Annotated in this window: 12 protein-coding genes; 8 read left to right on the top strand and 4 right to left on the bottom strand. The window is 59.6% G+C overall.

The window, feature by feature from the left end:
* Window positions 1-44: 44 nt before the first annotated feature.
* From VJ464_29545 to VJ464_29560, 4 genes are all read right to left on the bottom strand, one after another.
* Window positions 45-2486: a molybdopterin cofactor-binding domain-containing protein gene (locus VJ464_29545; protein HKQ09304.1), complete on the bottom strand. Its 2442-nt coding sequence runs from the start codon at window positions 2484-2486 to the stop codon at window positions 45-47.
* Entirely contained in the window at window positions 2473-3003 is a 531-nt protein-coding gene (locus VJ464_29550) for a (2Fe-2S)-binding protein (protein ID HKQ09305.1), read from the bottom strand. Before VJ464_29550 ends, VJ464_29545 begins: the two co-directional genes overlap by 14 nt.
* A 255-nt stretch (window positions 3004-3258) precedes the next feature.
* On the bottom strand, window positions 3259-3882 hold the full coding sequence (locus tag VJ464_29555; protein ID HKQ09306.1) for a superoxide dismutase: 624 nt from the start codon (window positions 3880-3882) through the stop codon (window positions 3259-3261).
* Between the two features lie 186 nt (window positions 3883-4068).
* Complete coding sequence (locus tag VJ464_29560) at window positions 4069-6540, bottom strand: hypothetical protein (protein ID HKQ09307.1); 2472 nt, start codon at window positions 6538-6540, stop codon at window positions 4069-4071.
* A gap of 264 nt (window positions 6541-6804) precedes the next feature.
* Here VJ464_29560 and VJ464_29565 point away from each other — a divergent pair, with 264 nt between their 5' ends.
* The 8 genes from VJ464_29565 (at window position 6805) to VJ464_29600 (ending at window position 17065) form a co-directional block, all read left to right on the top strand.
* Window positions 6805-7689, top strand: a complete 885-nt coding sequence (locus VJ464_29565) for a hypothetical protein (protein HKQ09308.1) — start codon at window positions 6805-6807, stop codon at window positions 7687-7689.
* A 35-nt stretch (window positions 7690-7724) separates the two neighbouring features.
* Window positions 7725-8483: a hypothetical protein gene (locus VJ464_29570; protein HKQ09309.1), complete on the top strand. Its 759-nt coding sequence runs from the start codon at window positions 7725-7727 to the stop codon at window positions 8481-8483.
* A complete protein-coding gene (locus VJ464_29575) occupies window positions 8480-10606 on the top strand; it encodes a DUF2723 domain-containing protein (GenBank protein HKQ09310.1) in 2127 nt (708 codons plus the stop codon). The genes VJ464_29570 and VJ464_29575 overlap by 4 nt, the downstream gene beginning before the upstream one ends.
* Before the next feature lie 98 nt (window positions 10607-10704).
* Window positions 10705-11085: an XdhC family protein gene (locus VJ464_29580; GenBank protein ID HKQ09311.1), complete on the top strand. Its 381-nt coding sequence runs from the start codon at window positions 10705-10707 to the stop codon at window positions 11083-11085.
* Between the two features lie 61 nt (window positions 11086-11146).
* Window positions 11147-12526 (top strand): sigma-54 dependent transcriptional regulator, encoded by a 1380-nt coding sequence (locus VJ464_29585; protein HKQ09312.1) that lies wholly within the window; start codon window positions 11147-11149, stop codon window positions 12524-12526.
* Window positions 12527-12543: 17 nt separating this feature from the next.
* Window positions 12544-14625 carry an ATP-binding protein gene (locus VJ464_29590; protein HKQ09313.1) on the top strand — a complete coding sequence of 694 codons (2082 nt, stop codon included), beginning with the start codon at window positions 12544-12546 and terminating at the stop codon, window positions 14623-14625.
* A gap of 96 nt (window positions 14626-14721) precedes the next feature.
* Entirely contained in the window at window positions 14722-16011 is a 1290-nt protein-coding gene (locus VJ464_29595) for a PPC domain-containing protein (GenBank protein ID HKQ09314.1), read from the top strand.
* 220 nt (window positions 16012-16231) lie between these two features.
* Complete coding sequence (locus VJ464_29600; GenBank protein ID HKQ09315.1) at window positions 16232-17065, top strand: hypothetical protein; 834 nt, start codon at window positions 16232-16234, stop codon at window positions 17063-17065.
* Window positions 17066-17341: the final 276 nt, after the last annotated feature.

Genomic DNA, 17341 nt, shown 5'->3' on the forward strand with positions numbered 1-17341 from the left:
GCTTTTATTCTGACTTCTGACTCCTGACTCCTGGCTCCTTCTCTTCAATCCTTAACGTGCACGGCGAGGCGCGGCAATTCTTTGCCGTCGCCGCCTTCTGCCGGGGTCGGCACTTTCAGCGGCGCAGGCCACTCGATTTCGGGAACGGACTTTGGCCCGAAGCGCCCGTCTTTGCCTTGCTGTTTAGCGCGGATCGCCGCAAGAACCTTTTCTGGCGTCGCCGGCACTTCATCTATGCGCACGCCGACCGCATCATAGATCGCGTTGACGACCGCTGGCGGCACGGGCAGCAGCGGCCCTTGACCGACTTCTTTCGCGCCGAAAGGCCCGTTAGGATCGGGGTCTGCGATCAAGTAGGTCTTCACGTCGCACATCTCAAGCGTCGTCGGGCTCTTGTATTCGAGCATCGAAGGGAACTTGTGAACGACATTGCGATTGCCGCGATAAGTCATCTCTTCCATCAAGGCTTCGCCCAATCCCATGTAGACAGAGCCTTCGACCTGGCCCATGACCAGCACAGGGTTGATGCTCTGGCCGATGTCGTGAGCTATCCAGCAACGCTCAACCGTCGTGATGCCGGTTTCAGGATCAACGTCCACTTCGACGACCGCCGCCGAGTAACTGTAAGCCGGCGAGGGGCCGACGCCGGCACCTTTGAATTTGCCGGGTGAGCGCGGCGGCGTGTACGAGCCGACCGTGCCGATGGTGCCATACTTCGATTCGGCCAGCACCACGGCTTCGGCGAAACTGACGCCGACTTCGGGATTCTCGACGTCAAAGGCGCGGCGCTCGGCGAAGGCGATGTTTTCAATCGGCACATTGAGCTTTTCGCTGACGGCGATGGTCAACAGCTCGCGGGCGCGCTCGGCCGCCTGCAACGCCGCGTTGCCGGTCATCAGCGTGACGCGGCTGGAATAGCTGCCGAGATCAACCGGCGTCAGGTCTGTGTCTGCGGTGACGACGCGGATGTCGAAGGGATCGATGCCGAGCACTTCGGCGACGATGTAAGCGAGTATCGAATCGCTTCCCTGCCCGATGTCTGTAGAGCCGCACTGCACACAGACGCCGCCCTGGCGGTCGAGCCGCAGTTGGACGCCACTGTGCGGCATGTTGTTCCAGTAGATCGGCAGGCCCGCGCCGCAAAGGTACGAGCTACAGGCAAAGCCCACGCCTTTTCCATAAGGCAGCTTACGAAACCGGTTATGCCAGTCGGACGCTTCGACGATCTTATCGATGCACGCGCCCAGGCCCATGCTGCCGATGCGCAGATAGTTGGCGGTGACGGAAAAGGCCGGCGCGAGGTGACGGCGGCGTATATCCACAGGGCTGATGCTGATCTCTTCAGCAATCTTGTCGAGATGCGCTTCCAGAGCAAAGCGCGGTTGCGGCGTGCCGTGGCCACGCTTCGGCCCGCAAGGCGGCTTGTTGGTAAAGACGCGCACGCCTTCGAACTTATAGCGCGGCACGTTGTAGGTTACGGTTTGCAGCGCCCCGGTATAGAACGTCGAGGCAACGCCGTAGCTGCCATAGGCTCCGCCATCAAGATAAGTGCGAAAGTGCATGGCGGTGATCGCGCCGTCGCGCTTCACGCCGGTCTTGACCCACATCAAAACCGGGTGGCGACCGCGATGGCAGTAGAAGACTTCTTCGCGCGTCAGCGTGATTTTAACCGGGCGGCCCGTGATCATCGCCAGCTTGGCGACGACGACTTCGTGATTGAACGGGTCGCTCTTGCCGCCGAAGCCGCCGCCGTTCGGCGTGGCGATGACGCGAATATGCGCTGCCGGCAGCCCTAGAACCTTGGCCAGGGCGCGGTGAACGTAATGCGGCGTCTGCGTCGCGCTCCAGAGGGTCAGCTTTTGGTCGGCATCAAAGTGAGCGACCGCGGCGTGTTGTTCGAGCGGCAGGTGAGTGTTGCCTTCGTAAAAGAAAATGTCTTCGCGAACGTGATCGGCTTCGGCGAAACCTTCTTCAACGTCGCCGAATTCGAGCGACACCCGCTTGTGAATGTTACCGCTGTCGCCGTATTCGTGGATGCGCGGCTCGTCAACATAGACACCTTCTTCAATCGTCGAGATGGTCTTGAGCCGTTCGTATTCGACTTCAATCAAATCCATCGCATCGAACGCGGTGTCTTCATCAATCGCGGCGATGGCGGCGACCGGGTCGCCGATCATTCGCACTTTATCGATGCAGAGCGCATGCTCGTCCTGGCTGACGGGCAGGATGCCGTAAGGGATCGGCAGAGCGCTCCCGGTAATCACGGCGACGACGCCGGGCAGCTTCAGCGCGCGGCTGGTGTCGATGCGCTTGATGAGCGCGTGCGGCACAGGGCTGCGCAGCAGCTTGCAATAGAGCATGCGCGGCAGAGCAATATCATCGGCGAAGCGTGTCTGACCGTTGCACTTGGCCCGCGCATCGACTTTGCGAAACGGCTTGCCGATGACTCTGCGCGGCTTGCCATTGTTGCCGTTATTCATAGCCATAGATGATTTCCTTAGCCGCTTCGGCCTGCTCGCCGCGCATGCGTGCCGCGGCCAGCTCGACCGCTTCATAAATCTTGATATAGCCGGTGCAGCGGCAGAGATTGCCTGACAGCGCTTCCTGAATCTCGGCCCGCGTCGGGTTGGGATTCTTTTCGAGCAGTTCCTGAGCGGTCAACAGAAAGCCCGGCGTGCAATAGCCGCACTGCGCGGCGCCGAGATCGGCAAAGGTTTCCTGCAATGGATGTAGCTCGTTGCCTTCGGCCATGCCTTCGATGCTCGTAACCGAGCGGCCCTCGGCGTCCAACCCAAGCATCAAGCAAGAGAGCACAGGCTGACCGTCAACCAGTACCGTGCAGACGCCGCATTCGCCAAGCTCACAGCCGTGCTTGGTGCCGGTCAACGCCAGGTCTTCGCGCAGCACTTCGAGCAAAGTCTTATGCGGCGCGAAGGCGACTTCGACTTCCTCATTGTTTAGGGTCAGGCGCACATGCGCCTTTTGTTTCTTCTTTGTCGGCATAATCCAGTGACGTGTAAAAGATTGGCGGCCTGTTTTCGCGCTCCGTATGTCTCGGCTTCTGAAATAAAAGATTACCGCAAAAGCGGAAAAAATCCCAAACGAACATTGTGGCGCAAGGCGGTTAGCTTGCGCGAGCCAGTGCGCAAGCTAACAGCTTGCTCCACATCAAAAAACAAAACCGGATTGCTGCCGCGCGGCGAGCAATCCGGTTCGATGAAAGGCAAAAAGCAATCGCGGTTGGCGATCAGCCGCCAATCAGCGCGTTGCTTTGGCAGCGTTCAAGCGCGCTTCGACGGCGTCCCAATCGATGTTGGAGAAGAATGCTTCGATATACTTTGGCCGCTCGGCGGGCTTGTAATCGAGCAGGAAAGCATGCTCCCACACATCCATGACCAGGATGGGCGTAAAGCCGGCGATGTTGTTGATCTCGTGCAGCGTGATCCAATGGTTCGACAACTGGCCGGTGGTCGGGTCTTGATAACAGACGGCCCAGCCGATGCCGCGCATCTTGCCGACGCTCATGAAGTCGGCCTTCCATGTGTCATAGCCGCCGCAGCTGGTTTCCGCCGCCTGGAAAAACCCCGACCCTTTGTCGGGATCGCCCGCGCCGCCGCCGCGCTTCATGTTGCCGAAGTAGTATTCGTGCAGCACCATGCCGTTGTACTCGAAGCCGAGCCGGCGCGTCAGCTCTGAGTAGGCCGGAAAGTCAGCCGGCGTGCCTTGCCCGCTCTTGAACATCTCGGTGATCTTGTCGGTCAGCAGGTTGGTGTTGGTGACATAACCTTCATACAGCTTGAAATGCATCTCCAGCGTCTGGTCTGAGATGCCTGTGAGTCCGCTGAGATCGAACTGCTTGGGTTTGTACGACCCTGTTGCCATTGAATTCCTCCTTAGTTGATGCGTTGTTCGCGCCGTGCCATCCACGGGCACAGCCAACGCTCGCTGAATGTCATAGCGGAAGAGTAATCTGGTTTTGCGATGCTTCCACCAGCATCGCGCCGCATAGTTCTATTATAGCTGTCCGGCGGATTAATGCCCGTCGAAAGCGAACTTTTTCAGCCCCGCTCACTCGTCGCCGTCCAGCTTGCCGTCGCCGTTGTGATCGATGCCGAGGCGATGCCCGAAGCCAACCGGCACGCCCGTAAAGGTCAGCTCGGAACCGACCCGCGCGGCCTGCGCCAGCGCCTGCCAGCTGAGTGGCGATTCATTCTGGCGGTCAGGCTGAAACATCCCATTGCCGACGTAAACAAAGCCGCGGCGCTCGCCCTGATAGATGCCCTTGACGACGAGGTCGCAATTGCCAATGCCCGCTTGAGCAATTAGAAGCTGAATGCGCTCGGCGGCTGCTTGATCCTGCGGCGTGCCATTGACCGTGGTTTGCACGCCGACCGTGGGCGCGATGCCGCTATCAAACGCCATCACAAAGGCGGCGACGTCGCGGCGGTCATCGTCATTCCTGAAAGTGAAGACCGGCACCCGCAGGAAATCAAGCAGCGTGTCAACCGAGCCGTCATGGATAAAGCCGAAGCCGGAGATTTGCTTACCGGCGGCGTTGACCATGCCGACCTTCTGATAGACTCCGCGCAATTGCGGCACCTTGAAATCCTGCGACTCCTGCAAGAGCAGTCCGGGGATGATCAGGTTGTTAGTTCCTGATCGAAAGCCCGGATTGGCGTTGTGGCAAGCGTTGCATTGCAAAGCGGCGGCATCGAGCAGGTTGTTATTGAACATCTGCCGCCCGCGCTCGGCGCTCGGCCCCGAAGGCGGATTCGGGTAGCTGCGGTCGAGGTTCTGCAATGGATTGGGCGGATAGGTGAGCGTTTGTGCGAATGCCGCGAACGCCGCCATCTCGCTCGTCGTGAGCTGCCGCGGGCCGCCGAGCAGCGACATGAATGCCGGGTTGAAATCGTCGAGCTTGCCGCGGTCGCCGCGCCAGTGCAGCGGCTCGTTGCCGATGATGCCGCGCAGCGATTGGGTCGTCATCGGCCCCTTCATCGGGTGGAAGGTCGAAGGCAGCAACTGGCCGACCGTCTGAAGGCTGCCCTTCGGATCGCCCAGGTCCCAGGCCAGCCCATCACGATGGCCATTCCAGTGACAGGTAGCGCACGCCAAATCACCATGCGCTGAGAGGCCGGCATCGTAGAGGAATCGTCGCCCGTCGCGCACGCTTTGCGGTTCGGGATTGAAACCGACGGCGACGCGATTCAGCTCGGCCCGCGAGCGCAGATCGACGACGCTCAGCGATTCGTCGAAGCGGTTGAGGACATAAAGCCGCTGCCGGGCTTCGTCAATGGCAAGGCCGGTTGGCCCCTGCCCGACGGCGATGCGGCGCTGGATGACGCCGGCTGAGTTGAGCACTCCGACCCTGGCTGAACCGGTGGCGGCAATGAAAAGCGTGCCGTCAGCGGCGCGCGCGATGTCTGCCGGAAGCGCGAGACTGGCGGCGCGCTCGGCATCCGACCCGTCCGGCAGATTCACATCGATGTGCGGGTTGAGATCAACGGTTTGCACACGCGGCGCGCTGCTGCTCAAGTCAACGACGCCCAGGCGCGTCGTAGCGAATTGCCCTCGCAGGTTTGGCTCGAAGCGGACTTCGTTGTGAGCTTCGGTGTTGGCGACAAACAGGCGATTGCTTAGAGGATCAAATACGGCGTTGCCGATGATGGTGCCGATCCCACTGACTTCAGTCTTGATCTGGGGCGCGGCGCTCGCGGCATCAATCACCACGAGATCAGTGTCCGCCAGCGTGTAAGGGACGAAGGGCGTCCAGTTCGTCTTGCCGCGCTCGTCGGCCCAACGCGTGCCGTTCCACTTAACAATCAATCCGACGCTCGGCGCATCCGGCAGCTTCTTGGCCATCTTTGGCTTAGCCTTTGGCGGCCCGCCGGCATCTTTGACATTATTAGCCGAAACCACGGTCGTCTGGTTGCCTGACTCGAAGACCGAAACGAACACGCGGCTGCCCGATGCATCGCGTGTCAAAGCGCGCGGTTGCTTGCCGGGGATGTCAATGACCTGCGCCGCGCTATCAGCCACATCGGGATCATAAACCTTGATCTGATGAAGTCCCGAAACACAGACGAAAGCCATCTGCCGTTCGCCGCCCGCGAAGACCACATCGGTCGGCTCATCACCCACATCAATCGTGCGCACGACATTGCCGGTAGTCAGGTTGACGACGCTCACCGAATCCGAGAGCCAGTTCGTCACCCAGGCTTCATGGTCATTGCGCGCCACGACGCTGACCGGCTCAAGTCCGACAGGAATCTCGGTGACGAGCTGTGGCAGTTCGCCGGTCAATTGAAAAACGGAGAGGCGGTGATCGGGTGTGTTGACCGCCAGCAGGCGCGTGCCGTCAGGGGTTAACGACAGTGGATGCACCTGCGGGCTCTCGAAGCTCTTGTAATCCGAGGGCCGCGTTTCGGCGGTGACGTGCTGGGGCGATGACCAGCCGCGCAGCAAGAGAATGAGTCCGATGGCCAGCAAAACGACCAGGCGTTTGCAGAGTCCGGGCGACAAGCGCAACAACGACAACATAACTTCCTCCGGGCAACCTAAGAGAACGTCACGACTCGCGGGATGCCCCGATAAATGACTATCGGGCAGGGCCGAGGATCGAGGCGGTCCGACGCCCAAATATATGTGAAGCGGCGCGGAGCGTCAATCATAACTAAAGCCGGGCAACCCCGACGCTTGCCGCTCACATCCTCATTTTTACCGCCCGGTAAACAATCAGCCCGTCTTGTGCGCGATGACGCGAGACCGTTACAATTGAATGAATGCTTGAGCAGGAGATATGCAATGAGTAGAAGATTCATTACCTTTTTGATAGTGCTTGTGTCCGCGTGCCCGGCGCTTTTTGCGCAACAGCCGAAAGCGGGTTCAACCTCGAAGGCCGCTGTCCCGGCTGAGATCGCCGAAGTTATTCGCCGCTTCGCCGCAGCCGAGAGCGAGAACAAGATCGCTCGCAATAACTATACTTTCACGCAGGATTTCGACCTGTTGACCATTGGCGAGGCCGGCTCGATCACGGGCCGCTTCAAGCGCGTTTCGGATATCGTTTACGACGACCGCGGCAACCGCATTGAGAAGATCACCTACTTCCCGTCGCCCACACTCGTCGAGCTGCAAATCACGGCTGAAGACATGCACGACCTTGCGGGCGTGCAGCCCTTCGCGCTGACCACAGAGGATTTGCCCAAGTATCAGATCGATTACGTCGGCAAGGAGAAGGTTGACGAGCTGAACACTTACGTCTTCAACGTCAAACCGAAACAGTTTGTTAAAGGCGAGCGCTACTTTGAAGGGCGCATGTGGGTTGACGATCAAGACTTGCAGGTCGTCAAGGTGCAGGGCCAGGCGGTCCCCGAAGTCGGCAATCAGAAGTTCCCGCACTTCGAGAGCTACCGCGAGAATATTGATGGCAAGTACTGGTTTCCGACCTACATCTACGCCGACGACGTTCTGGATTTTAAGAAGGGGCCGAGCGTTCACATGCGCATGACGGTGCGCTTTACCAACTATAAGAAGTTCGGCGGCAGGATTAAGGTTCTCGATGACGTTGATGTCAACGACGAAGAGAACAAACGGAACAACGACAAGAGCAAGACGCCGCCGCCAAATCCGAAAAAGCCGCCGGCCGCAAGCGAGGAGCCGAAGCTCAAGCGTCCCGGCGACCGGCCCTGATCGATCATCCGTAGATCAAGAGTAAGCATCCGGGGATGAACGCCAATTTCTTATCTCCTCTGCGGCTCGCCGTCGGGCTACTGGCTGTCGCGATACTGGCGACGGTCGTGCCCGGCCGAATCCGCGCCCAGACAAGTTCAGCGCGGACGCCCGCTGAAATCCTTACCGCCAGCGCCGAGAAAGGCAACGCATTGCTGGCGGCGCTGCGTGACTATAGTTATTTGTCCGAGCTGACCATTCAAACCATCAGCCAGGCCGATACGATCACCGGCAAGTTTTACCGCCTCTCTGAGATGACCTTCGACAGAAACGGCAGGCGGCAGGAGCGCATCATTGAAAACACTTCGACGCTTGCCGAAGACGTCCATATCGGAACAACTGCCGCCGACAATCTGATTCGGGTTTACCAATTCGTCATCACCCCCGACAGCTTGAGAGGTTACGAATTTAACTACGTCGGGCGCGAGCCGGTTGACGAATTGAACACCTACGTCTTCGATGTCCAGCCGAAAGTGAAACTGCCCGACCCGGACAAGAGCGGCGAGCGTTACCTGCGGGGCCGTATCTGGATTGACGAGCAAGACCTCTGCGTCGTCAAAGTGGTCGGCGAGGCGCTGCCTGAACAGATTCCGCATCGCCCATCGAAGTTCGAAACCTACTATCAGAATGTCGAACGTTTCTGGTTTCCGGCCTTCTTGACCGCAGATGATCGCATCCGCGATGGGCGCTACTGGACTCGCGTAGCTGTCAAAGCGCGCTTTACCAATTACAAGAGAGCAGCGAAGAAAGAATGACCGCTCCGACGCCAGCCGCGAACCCGCCCGCCTCGACGCGGGTTCGTCTGATCTGTGCCGCGCTCGTCTTTGTAGCGGCAATCACGCTCTACGTTTCGACGCTCGCGCCGACTGTGACACTGGTCGATAGCGGCGAGTTGATCGTTGCGGCCAAATCGCTCGGGGTCGCGCACCCGCCTGGATTTCCCCTCTACGTTTTGCTGGCTCATCTCTTCACGTGGCTCCCCTTCGGCTCGGTCGCGGCGCGTGTCAATTTCGCCTCGGCGCTTTTTGCGGCGCTTGCCGCCGCGATGCTCACACAGGTTGGCGCGGAAATGCTCTTGAGCTTGGCGGCGCGCCCCGCTACGGTCGAGAAACCGAAGAAGGGTAAAGGCAAAGCCAGGAAGCCAGCCGCAAAGCCTGAGCCCATCGCCGCCGCCGCTGACGGCCTGCCAAGTTGGATAGCCGTCGTGCCCTGCGTGATGGCTGGGCTACTGTTTGCGTTTTCGCGGACGCTCTGGGCTTACGCGACAATCACCGAAGTTTACACATTGAATGCGCTGCTCATCGCGACCATCTTCTTCCTGATGTTTAGCTGGAGGCGGCGGATACTCGAAGAGCGCGCCACAAGCGGCAAGGCGCTGCGTAGCGGTCAAGTCGCAAGCTCACACGACCGCTGGCTGAACGCGGCGGCGTTCGCCTTTGGCCTGGCCCTGGGCGTCCATCACGTCAGTGTCGCGGTGACCCTGCCGGCGTTCGCGCTCCTGGTGATGGCCACTGAAGGCTTCGGCTTCTTTACAAGCAAACGCCTCTTGAGAGCCGCGCTGTTCGCCTTTGCGGGGCTGGCAATTTACGTTTACCTGCCGCTCGCCGCTGGCGCGGGGCCGCTGCTCAACTGGGGCGATCCGCGGTCGCTGGAAAGAGTCTGGTGGCACATCACGGGCCGGCAGTACCAGACCTTCTTCGAGTTCTCGCCGGCGATCATCGGCAAACAGTTCAAAGAATTCCTTACGCTTGTCGGGCGCGAGTTCAACCCGGCATGGATGCCGCTCGCGTTGCTGCTGGCATTGACCGGCGCGGTTGCCCTCTTCAAGCGCGACCGCGTGCTGTTCTGGTGCTTTGTGCTGGTCATCCTATTCGACATGGCCTGGGCGCTGAATTATGAGATTGCCGAAGACAAAGACGCCTATTACCTCCCGACATTCTTGACCCTGAGCCTCTTCGCAGCCAGTGGCCTGGTCTGGCTGGTCAATCGGCTGCGGCAATCGCCGCTTTCGGCGAAACTGGCGACAACCATCACACTGATTCTGGCGCTACTGATTCCGGCGATTTCGCTGGCCGGCAACTACGCATTTGATAATCGCCATCAGTACTTCATTGGGCGCGATTATGTCGAGAACATCCTGAAGACGGCAGGGCCGAACGGCATGCTGTTGACCGACGATTGGCAGGTCTATTCGCCGCTGCTTTACCTGCGCGAAGTCGAAGGAGAACGCAAGGACGTCGTCGCCATTGATATCCTGCAACTGCGCCGCTCGTGGTATTACGATTACCTTGACCGGGCTTATCCGGAAATGATGGCGGCAGCGCGTGACAAGGTGGCTGCATTTCTAGAAGACCTGCGCCACTGGGAGCAAGACCCGGAGCTTTATAATCGCGATGTGACGCTGAACCAGCGCATCAACACGCGCTTCTATGACATGCTTGAGGCGTTCGTCACCAATCACATCCAGAGCGCGCCGGTCTATGTCACGTCGAACGTTGCCGTAAGCACACAGGGCCAGGATCATGAATTTAGTGAATGGCTCCGAAAAACCTATGACTTCGTGCCCAGCGGTCTGGTCTTTCAGGTCAGCAATAAAGGCGGCGGCTTCGTCGCCCCGCCTGAGGTTGCGCTCGAAACCCGCGGCTTGAATGATGGCTCGCTCAAGTTCGCCGACGACGACGTGGTAAGAATCAAAGTGCTGCCGATTTACAAAGTGATGTTGACGAACCGTGGTCGCTATCTCGCCGCCTATGGCCGGCACGATCTCGCGGTTGCGGCTTTCAGAGAGGCGCTGGCGCTCGATCCCGGTTATCAGGCCGCCGAGCAAGGCTTGAACGAGAGCCAGCGCGCGCTGCGCAAGAACGAGCCCGCGCGCTGATGCACCTGGCCATTTCCTGGCCCCGGGTTGATCGCCATCTTGCCCACGACTTTCAGCCCTGTGTAAGATGAAGGCACGCAATCGCAGGCAGCAAAGTTATGGCCGAACCATTCGACTTCCGAAAACTCTTTGGCGCCGCCTTGTCGCCCGCGGAAATCTTTCGCGAGATGTACAAACGCTTCGACGATGGCGCCCGCGCCGCGGCAATGGCGACCGTGGTCAAAACCAAGGGCTCGACGCCACAACAGGTCGGCGCCAAGATGGTCGTCTTTGAAGACGGCTCGTTTATCGGCACCGTCGGCGGCGGCTGCGTCGAGGCAGACATCTATGCCATTTGCCGCGAGACTCTGGAAACCGGCGAGATGGACGTTCACGAATTCAACCTGAACGACGATTATGCGCAAGCCGACGGCATGGTCTGCGGCGGCACGATGTTCGTTCTGATTGAGCGCTGGACGCCTGAAGATAAGCGAATTTAGCTGCCCGCGACCTCGGAAAATCTCATCAGTGACACGGGTGGATGTGCTAAACTCTCTTTCTATGTCCGACCAACGGGTGCTCATCGTTGATGACGAAGAAGCCGCGCGACAGGGCTTGAGCGAGCTGGTGTCGGGTTGGGGCTACCAAACGGCGACGGCTGCCGATGGCCTCGACGCGATGGACCGCGTCGAAAACTTCTCGCCGCTGGTCGTCATCACCGACGTGATCATGCCAAACCTCGACGGCTTCAAGCTGCTGTCGCGGCTGCGCCAGGAACACCCCGACATCGCTGTCGTCCTGCTGACCGGGCAAGGGTCCGTAGACATGGCGATTCGCTCGGTCAAAGACGAGGGCGCCTTTTATTACTTCGAGAAGCCGATAGATATGCGGCGCTTGCAACTGGTGTTGAAGCGCGCCGCCGAGTTCAGCAGTGCGCGGCGCGAGAATGCGGTGCTGCGCCGACAGCTCAGACAGTATGGCGCGTTTGGCGAGATGGTCGGCAACTCCGACGCGATGCGCGAGATTTACACGCTCATCGAGCAGGTCGCGCCGAGCGCCGTGTCGGTCTTTGTCACCGGCGAATCCGGCACCGGCAAAGAGATGGTCGCGCGCACCATTCACAAGTTGAGCCCGCGCTCGATGCAACCGTTCATCGCGATCAACTGCGCCGCCATGCCCGAAACGCTGATGGAGTCAGAGCTATTCGGCCACGAGAAGGGCGCCTTTACCGGCGCGGCGGATCGGCGCATCGGCTGCTTTGAGCTTGCCAATAACGGCACGCTGCTGCTCGACGAGCTGGCCGAGATGCCCGTGCAATTGCAGGCAAAGCTCTTGCGCGTCCTCGAAGACCGCAGCGTCCGCCGGCTCGGCGGCAGTAAAGAACTGGCCGTCGACGTGCGCGTCATCGCCGCGACCAACCAGGACCCCATCCGCGCCGTCAAGGAAGGCCGGCTGCGCGAAGACTTGCTGTACCGTTTGAACGTAATTACAATCAAGCTGCCCCCGTTGCGCGACCACCGGGATGACATCCCGCTGCTGGCGCAGCACATGATCGATGACTTAAGCAGGCGGCACCAAAAGACCGCGCGACTGATCTCGACCGAAGCGATGGAGTTGCTGATGGGCTATCACTGGCCCGGCAATGTTCGTGAGCTTCGCAATGTCATTGAGCGAGCGGTAGTGATTTGTGATGGCGAACAGATCGAAAAACGCCATCTGCCGCTCCACGTAACCGGCCAGACACCCTCACCTACTGCTGATGCCGTGATGATCCCAATCGGCATGCCGCTCGATGAAGTCGAGCGCCGTGTCATCTTGAGCACGTTGGCGCGCACCGATTTCAACAAGACGCGCACGGCGGAAACCTTGCGCATCAGTCTGAAGACGCTGCACAACAAGCTCAAGGCGTACAAGGAAGCTGGAATTGAAAGGGATGAGTAGGAAATGATGAATGATGAATGATGAGTTGCCAGAGCTTGCGCCCATCGCAAGCCGGCAGCTTTTCCGCAATCCATCATTCATCATTCATCATTTCCTACTCATCGTTAGACGAAGCAATGGATGTTGCGGCGACGGCAGGAAAACAACTGACAGAAAAAGCACGACTCGACCACGCCGAAGAGTCGGCGCGCGCCGCGGGCTTGCCACACCTCGGCCTGCGTGGTCGCCAGATCACCTTGATTACCGCACTGGTAGCAATGGTCGTGCTCGTCGCCACGATCATCAACATCGCGACGCTTACCTCAGTCATTATCAATCGAACGCAGAAAGAAGCGGCGCAGATTTCCGAACAGATCAAGTACGCGGTCAATCAAGAATTGGCGCATGGTGACAGTAACCCTTATGCGGCGGTTGCCAGCGAGCATTCTGATGTCCGTAGCTTGATGGACTCGACCATCGTTTCATCGCGCTCAATCTCTTACATCTACCTGACCAACGTCAGTGGGCAGATCATCACCGATGAACGCGGGCGCAACGAAGCCGCCGCCAACCGGCACATGATTGGCGACATTTCCGCCGAGCGGCCTGATCTGAAGCGCCTGGGCGACGAAAGCGCTTACGTTCAACTGTCACGGGTCTTCTTTGGCCCGCCGGTTTACGAGTTTCAAATCAACATTCCCGAAGATCACGCGGCGAGCCCAGATACGGGCGCAACAAAGTCAGCATCGGAATCCGGCGACAGTACAACGTTCCGCGGGCGTCTTCACATTGGCATCTCGGCAGCCGCCTTGCGGCAGGAACTCAGATCGCCGATCCGCAACAACCTGATTATCGGATTGCTAGCCATACTCGGCGCGGCGGTAGTGGCGATCAGCTCGGCGAATCTGCTCCTCCGTCCACTGCAAGCCATCGCCACGGACATTGACCGCATTGGCATGGAAGGCGAGACCGAGGCGATTCAAGAAACCGCGCTGCCGAAGGACGACGTGCTGACCGGGGTGACCAGTCGGCTCAGGCAGTTGAGCGAGCGGCTGGCCGGCGAGCGCAGCGAGTTGGAGTTGATGCGTGGCCGCCTGCGGCAAGTCATCAGCCACCTCGAAGAGCGGCTGCTGCTCATTAATCGCGACGGTCGCGTGATCCTCGCCAGCCCGGACGCCGAACAGATTCTCGGCCTCAAAAACGTCGAATTAACCGGCCTGCCGATTGACGAGTCGCTCGGCGCCAATCACCCGCTCGTCGAAACCGTCGAACGCGCGTTCAGCGAGCGCAAGAGCGTAGCGCGCACGACGCTCTATATCCCTGACGGCACGCGCACACGGCAGTTGCTCACCTCTGTGCAGTACATCGAAGACGGCGGCGAGCCTGTCGGCGCGCTCATCAGCCTGCGCGATTACGAATCGTTTCAAAAATATGAGTCGCAGTGGGACTTGTCGAAGAAGCTCGCAGACCTGGGGCGCATCACTTCGGGCATCGCCCACGAAGTGAAGAACCCGCTCAACGCGATGGTGATTCACCTGGAGATTCTGCGCTCGAAGATCGAAAACGGCGCCGCTGACCCACAGCCGCAGATTGAAATCCTGGATAGCGAGATCAAGCGGCTCGACCGCGTCGTGCAGACCTTCTTGAATTTCACACGGCCTCTGGAAATCAAAATGGAGCCGGTGGACGTCAACGCGGTCATCAACCAGGTGGTCGTCCTCGCGGGCATCGAAGCCGCCGAGCGCGGGGTGACAATCAGCCGCGACATGGAGAGCGGCCCGCTGGTCGTCAAGGGTGACGCAGACCTGTTGAAGCAAGCGTTGTTAAACGTCATGCAAAACGGCGCGCAGGCCATGCCTGAAGGTGGGCCGCTGAAAGTCAAGACCTGGCGCGGCAGCGATGGCTCGGCCTGCATCACGATCACAGACCGCGGCGTCGGCATCTCGCCAGAAGCGCGCGACCGCATCTTCAATCTCTTTTACACGACGAAAAAAGGCGGCACCGGCATCGGCCTGGCGCAAGCCTTCCGCGCCGTGCAACTGCATAACGGCACGATTCGCTTCGCCAGCGAAGTCGGCGTCGGCACGAGCTTTGAGATTGTCCTTCCGGCAATGAGTTGAAGAAAATGTTTACGAGCGGTGAACGCAAGGCTCTGTTCGCACATCCCAAAACGGGGTTATACGGATAGGAGCAGATGGGATTGCCGGAGGACTTGTATGTTTTCGTCATCCCTCAAACGCGCCATCGCGGCCACCGCTGCCGCATTGTTACTGACGGCTAGCTACGTCATCGCCCAGGATAACCAGCCGGGCTTAAAGATTACGCACCCGACAAACGCCGACAAATCCTACACACGCAGCACAGCGACCATTGAGCTTGATCGCGACGCGGCCTTCCAGCGAATGCACGGCGAAGTCAGGTTCACTGCGCAAGCGCAACGCGAATCACAGGTGCGACGTCAGCGCGCCGCGGGTCACGAAGAGGTCAACGCGTTCGCACGAAAATCACAGGTTCCGAGTGCGCCGGCGCTTCAGAGCTTTGGCACGGGTGGCGGCGACCGCGACGAGATCGAGCCCAATGACACGATGGCACAGGGCGTTTCCCTGCCCGTCAACCTCTTTGGCGAGATCAGTTTCAATGGTGACGTGGATTACTTTGCCTTCGACGCGCTGGCCGGGCAGCAGGTTACGATTGAAGCCTTCGCGACCCGCCTGTCGCGCTCGTCTTTGATCGCCGACATCGCCCTGTTCAGCGCCAATGGCACCTTGTTAGCTGCGAGCCTTGGCAGCAGCGCACAAGATCCTGTGATTCGTTATACGCCGCTCAGCGATCAAGTGTTGATCGTCGGCATCACCGACGCCGACGACCTGGGCGGCAACCGTTTCGATTATCTGCTCAACATCGCGCGCGGCCTGGATGTGGATGAAGTCGAACCGAATGGCACCACAGCGCAACTTCTTCCTCAAGCGCCAGCGACAGTTTTTGGTGAGATCAGCGGCGCAAGCGATGTTGATTTTTACAGCTTCACGGCGACCGCCGGGCAGACGCTGATCGTTGACGTGGACGCAGAGGTATTGGGCTCGCGCCTGGACGCCGAAGTGAACCTGACCGACCCGCAAAGCGGCGCCGAGTTCTTCTTTAACGATCAGAATGATGGCGACGATCCGCGCTTCAACATCGTGCTGCCCTACACGGGCCTTTATGTCATCGGCATCGGCGCGTTTAACTCAGGCTCAACCGGCTTTTATCGTCTGAACGCCTCGCTGGTCAGCGGCACGGGCGCTCCGATAATCACGCAAATCACGCGCGTCTCGAAGAAGCTGATTGAAGTCAAAGGTACGGGCTTTGTCGCCGGCGCCAGTGTCAACGTCAATGGGGTTGATCGGCGCACCACCTTTGTGGACAACGGCACGCTTCGTGCAAAGGTCAAAGCCCGGTCGGGCGACTCAGTGACTGTAGCCAATCTACCCGACGGCAGGCGGTCTAATCCTTTAATCGTGCAGTAAGGCAGGATCGCCGGCGCTTGTGCCCACACAGGCGCGCGTTTTGACAAGCGGGGCAGCAATTCCGGCTGCGCATATCGGCAACGTGATGCACGATATGGTCTGCCGGACGCCGGATTCAAAGAAAAATTGCTTCGACAAGCAATGTAAAAAGTACATCCCGCACGCTATAGAACCGGTGCGGCTGCCTGCTTTTGAATCACAGACGAGGAGGACAGCTATCATGTCAATGAAATTCATGGCCTTTATGCTCGCGGCGGTACTGGCAGCGGCAGGCATCCTGTCGCTCAGTTCGCCACGCTCGGCAAACAATCGCGGCGCGCTTGAAACATCGGTGCTGGCCAACCCTGAGGCAGCTCAGCCGAAATCGGAAGAGGCGACCAGTGACGCCTATCTCGGCGATTACAAGACAGGGTATGCCGACGGCTTCAATGCCGGTGTTGCCAGCCTGGCCTATCCCGCTGCTTCGCAGATGGCCAGCCCTGCGCGCGGCTATACGGATGGGTTCGCGCAAGGATATGACGACGGCCAGAATCAGCAGGCCAGTCTGCGAAACCAGCTTTGTGACAAAAACACGGTTGGCCAAAACGGCGAAGGCTCAGGCGCGGCGCGAGCCTACAGTTCGACGCGAGCCTACAGCTCAACACGGCGCGCCGGTGTCGCCGGTGACCGCGCCTATTCGAGCGAGACACGCGCCGCAAGAGTAGACCACGGGATAGGTTCGACGGCTCGCAAAGCGCTGTTGATCGGCGGCGGTGCGGCAGCCGGCGCGGGGCTTGGCGGCGCAATTGGCGGCGGCAAAGGCGCGCTGATTGGCGCGCTGGCCGGCGGCGGCGCAGGCACCTACATGGCTGTGAAGAACAAGCCACGGCGCGCCTTCAACCGCCGGGTCACGGCCAAGCACGTGGCCACCAGATCGCTGATTGGCGCAGGCGCGGGCGTGTTGATTGGTGCGCTGGCGGGCGGCAAGCGCGGGGCGCTGGCGGGCGCGGCACTTGGCGGCGGCGGCGGCGCGCTATGGGGCGTCATGAGCGGCAGGCGTACCAGCCGCCGATAGTTTCTGCAACCCGGAGCGAGCGGTCTGCGTGTCGCGCTTAGCAGTTCGATTTCGCGGCACGCAGACGCTTGCGCCAGCCGAGTACAACAGGTTTCAAGCACCGCTTTTTCCCCGCCTTCCCCTTTTTTGTGATGCCTTCAGGTGATTTCGGCAGGCGAGATATCTTCTTCAGGGTAAAAATGATAGCTCCCCAGCGATGATTCTTGACAGCTTCATCGGGCTATGATTCAATGCCTTCGTGATCGTGGCGTTCGGCCTTCTCCCATAATCAAAACC

Source organism: Blastocatellia bacterium, from assembly GCA_035275065.1.
In the GTDB taxonomy this organism is placed as follows: Bacteria; Acidobacteriota; Blastocatellia; order UBA7656; family UBA7656; genus DATENM01.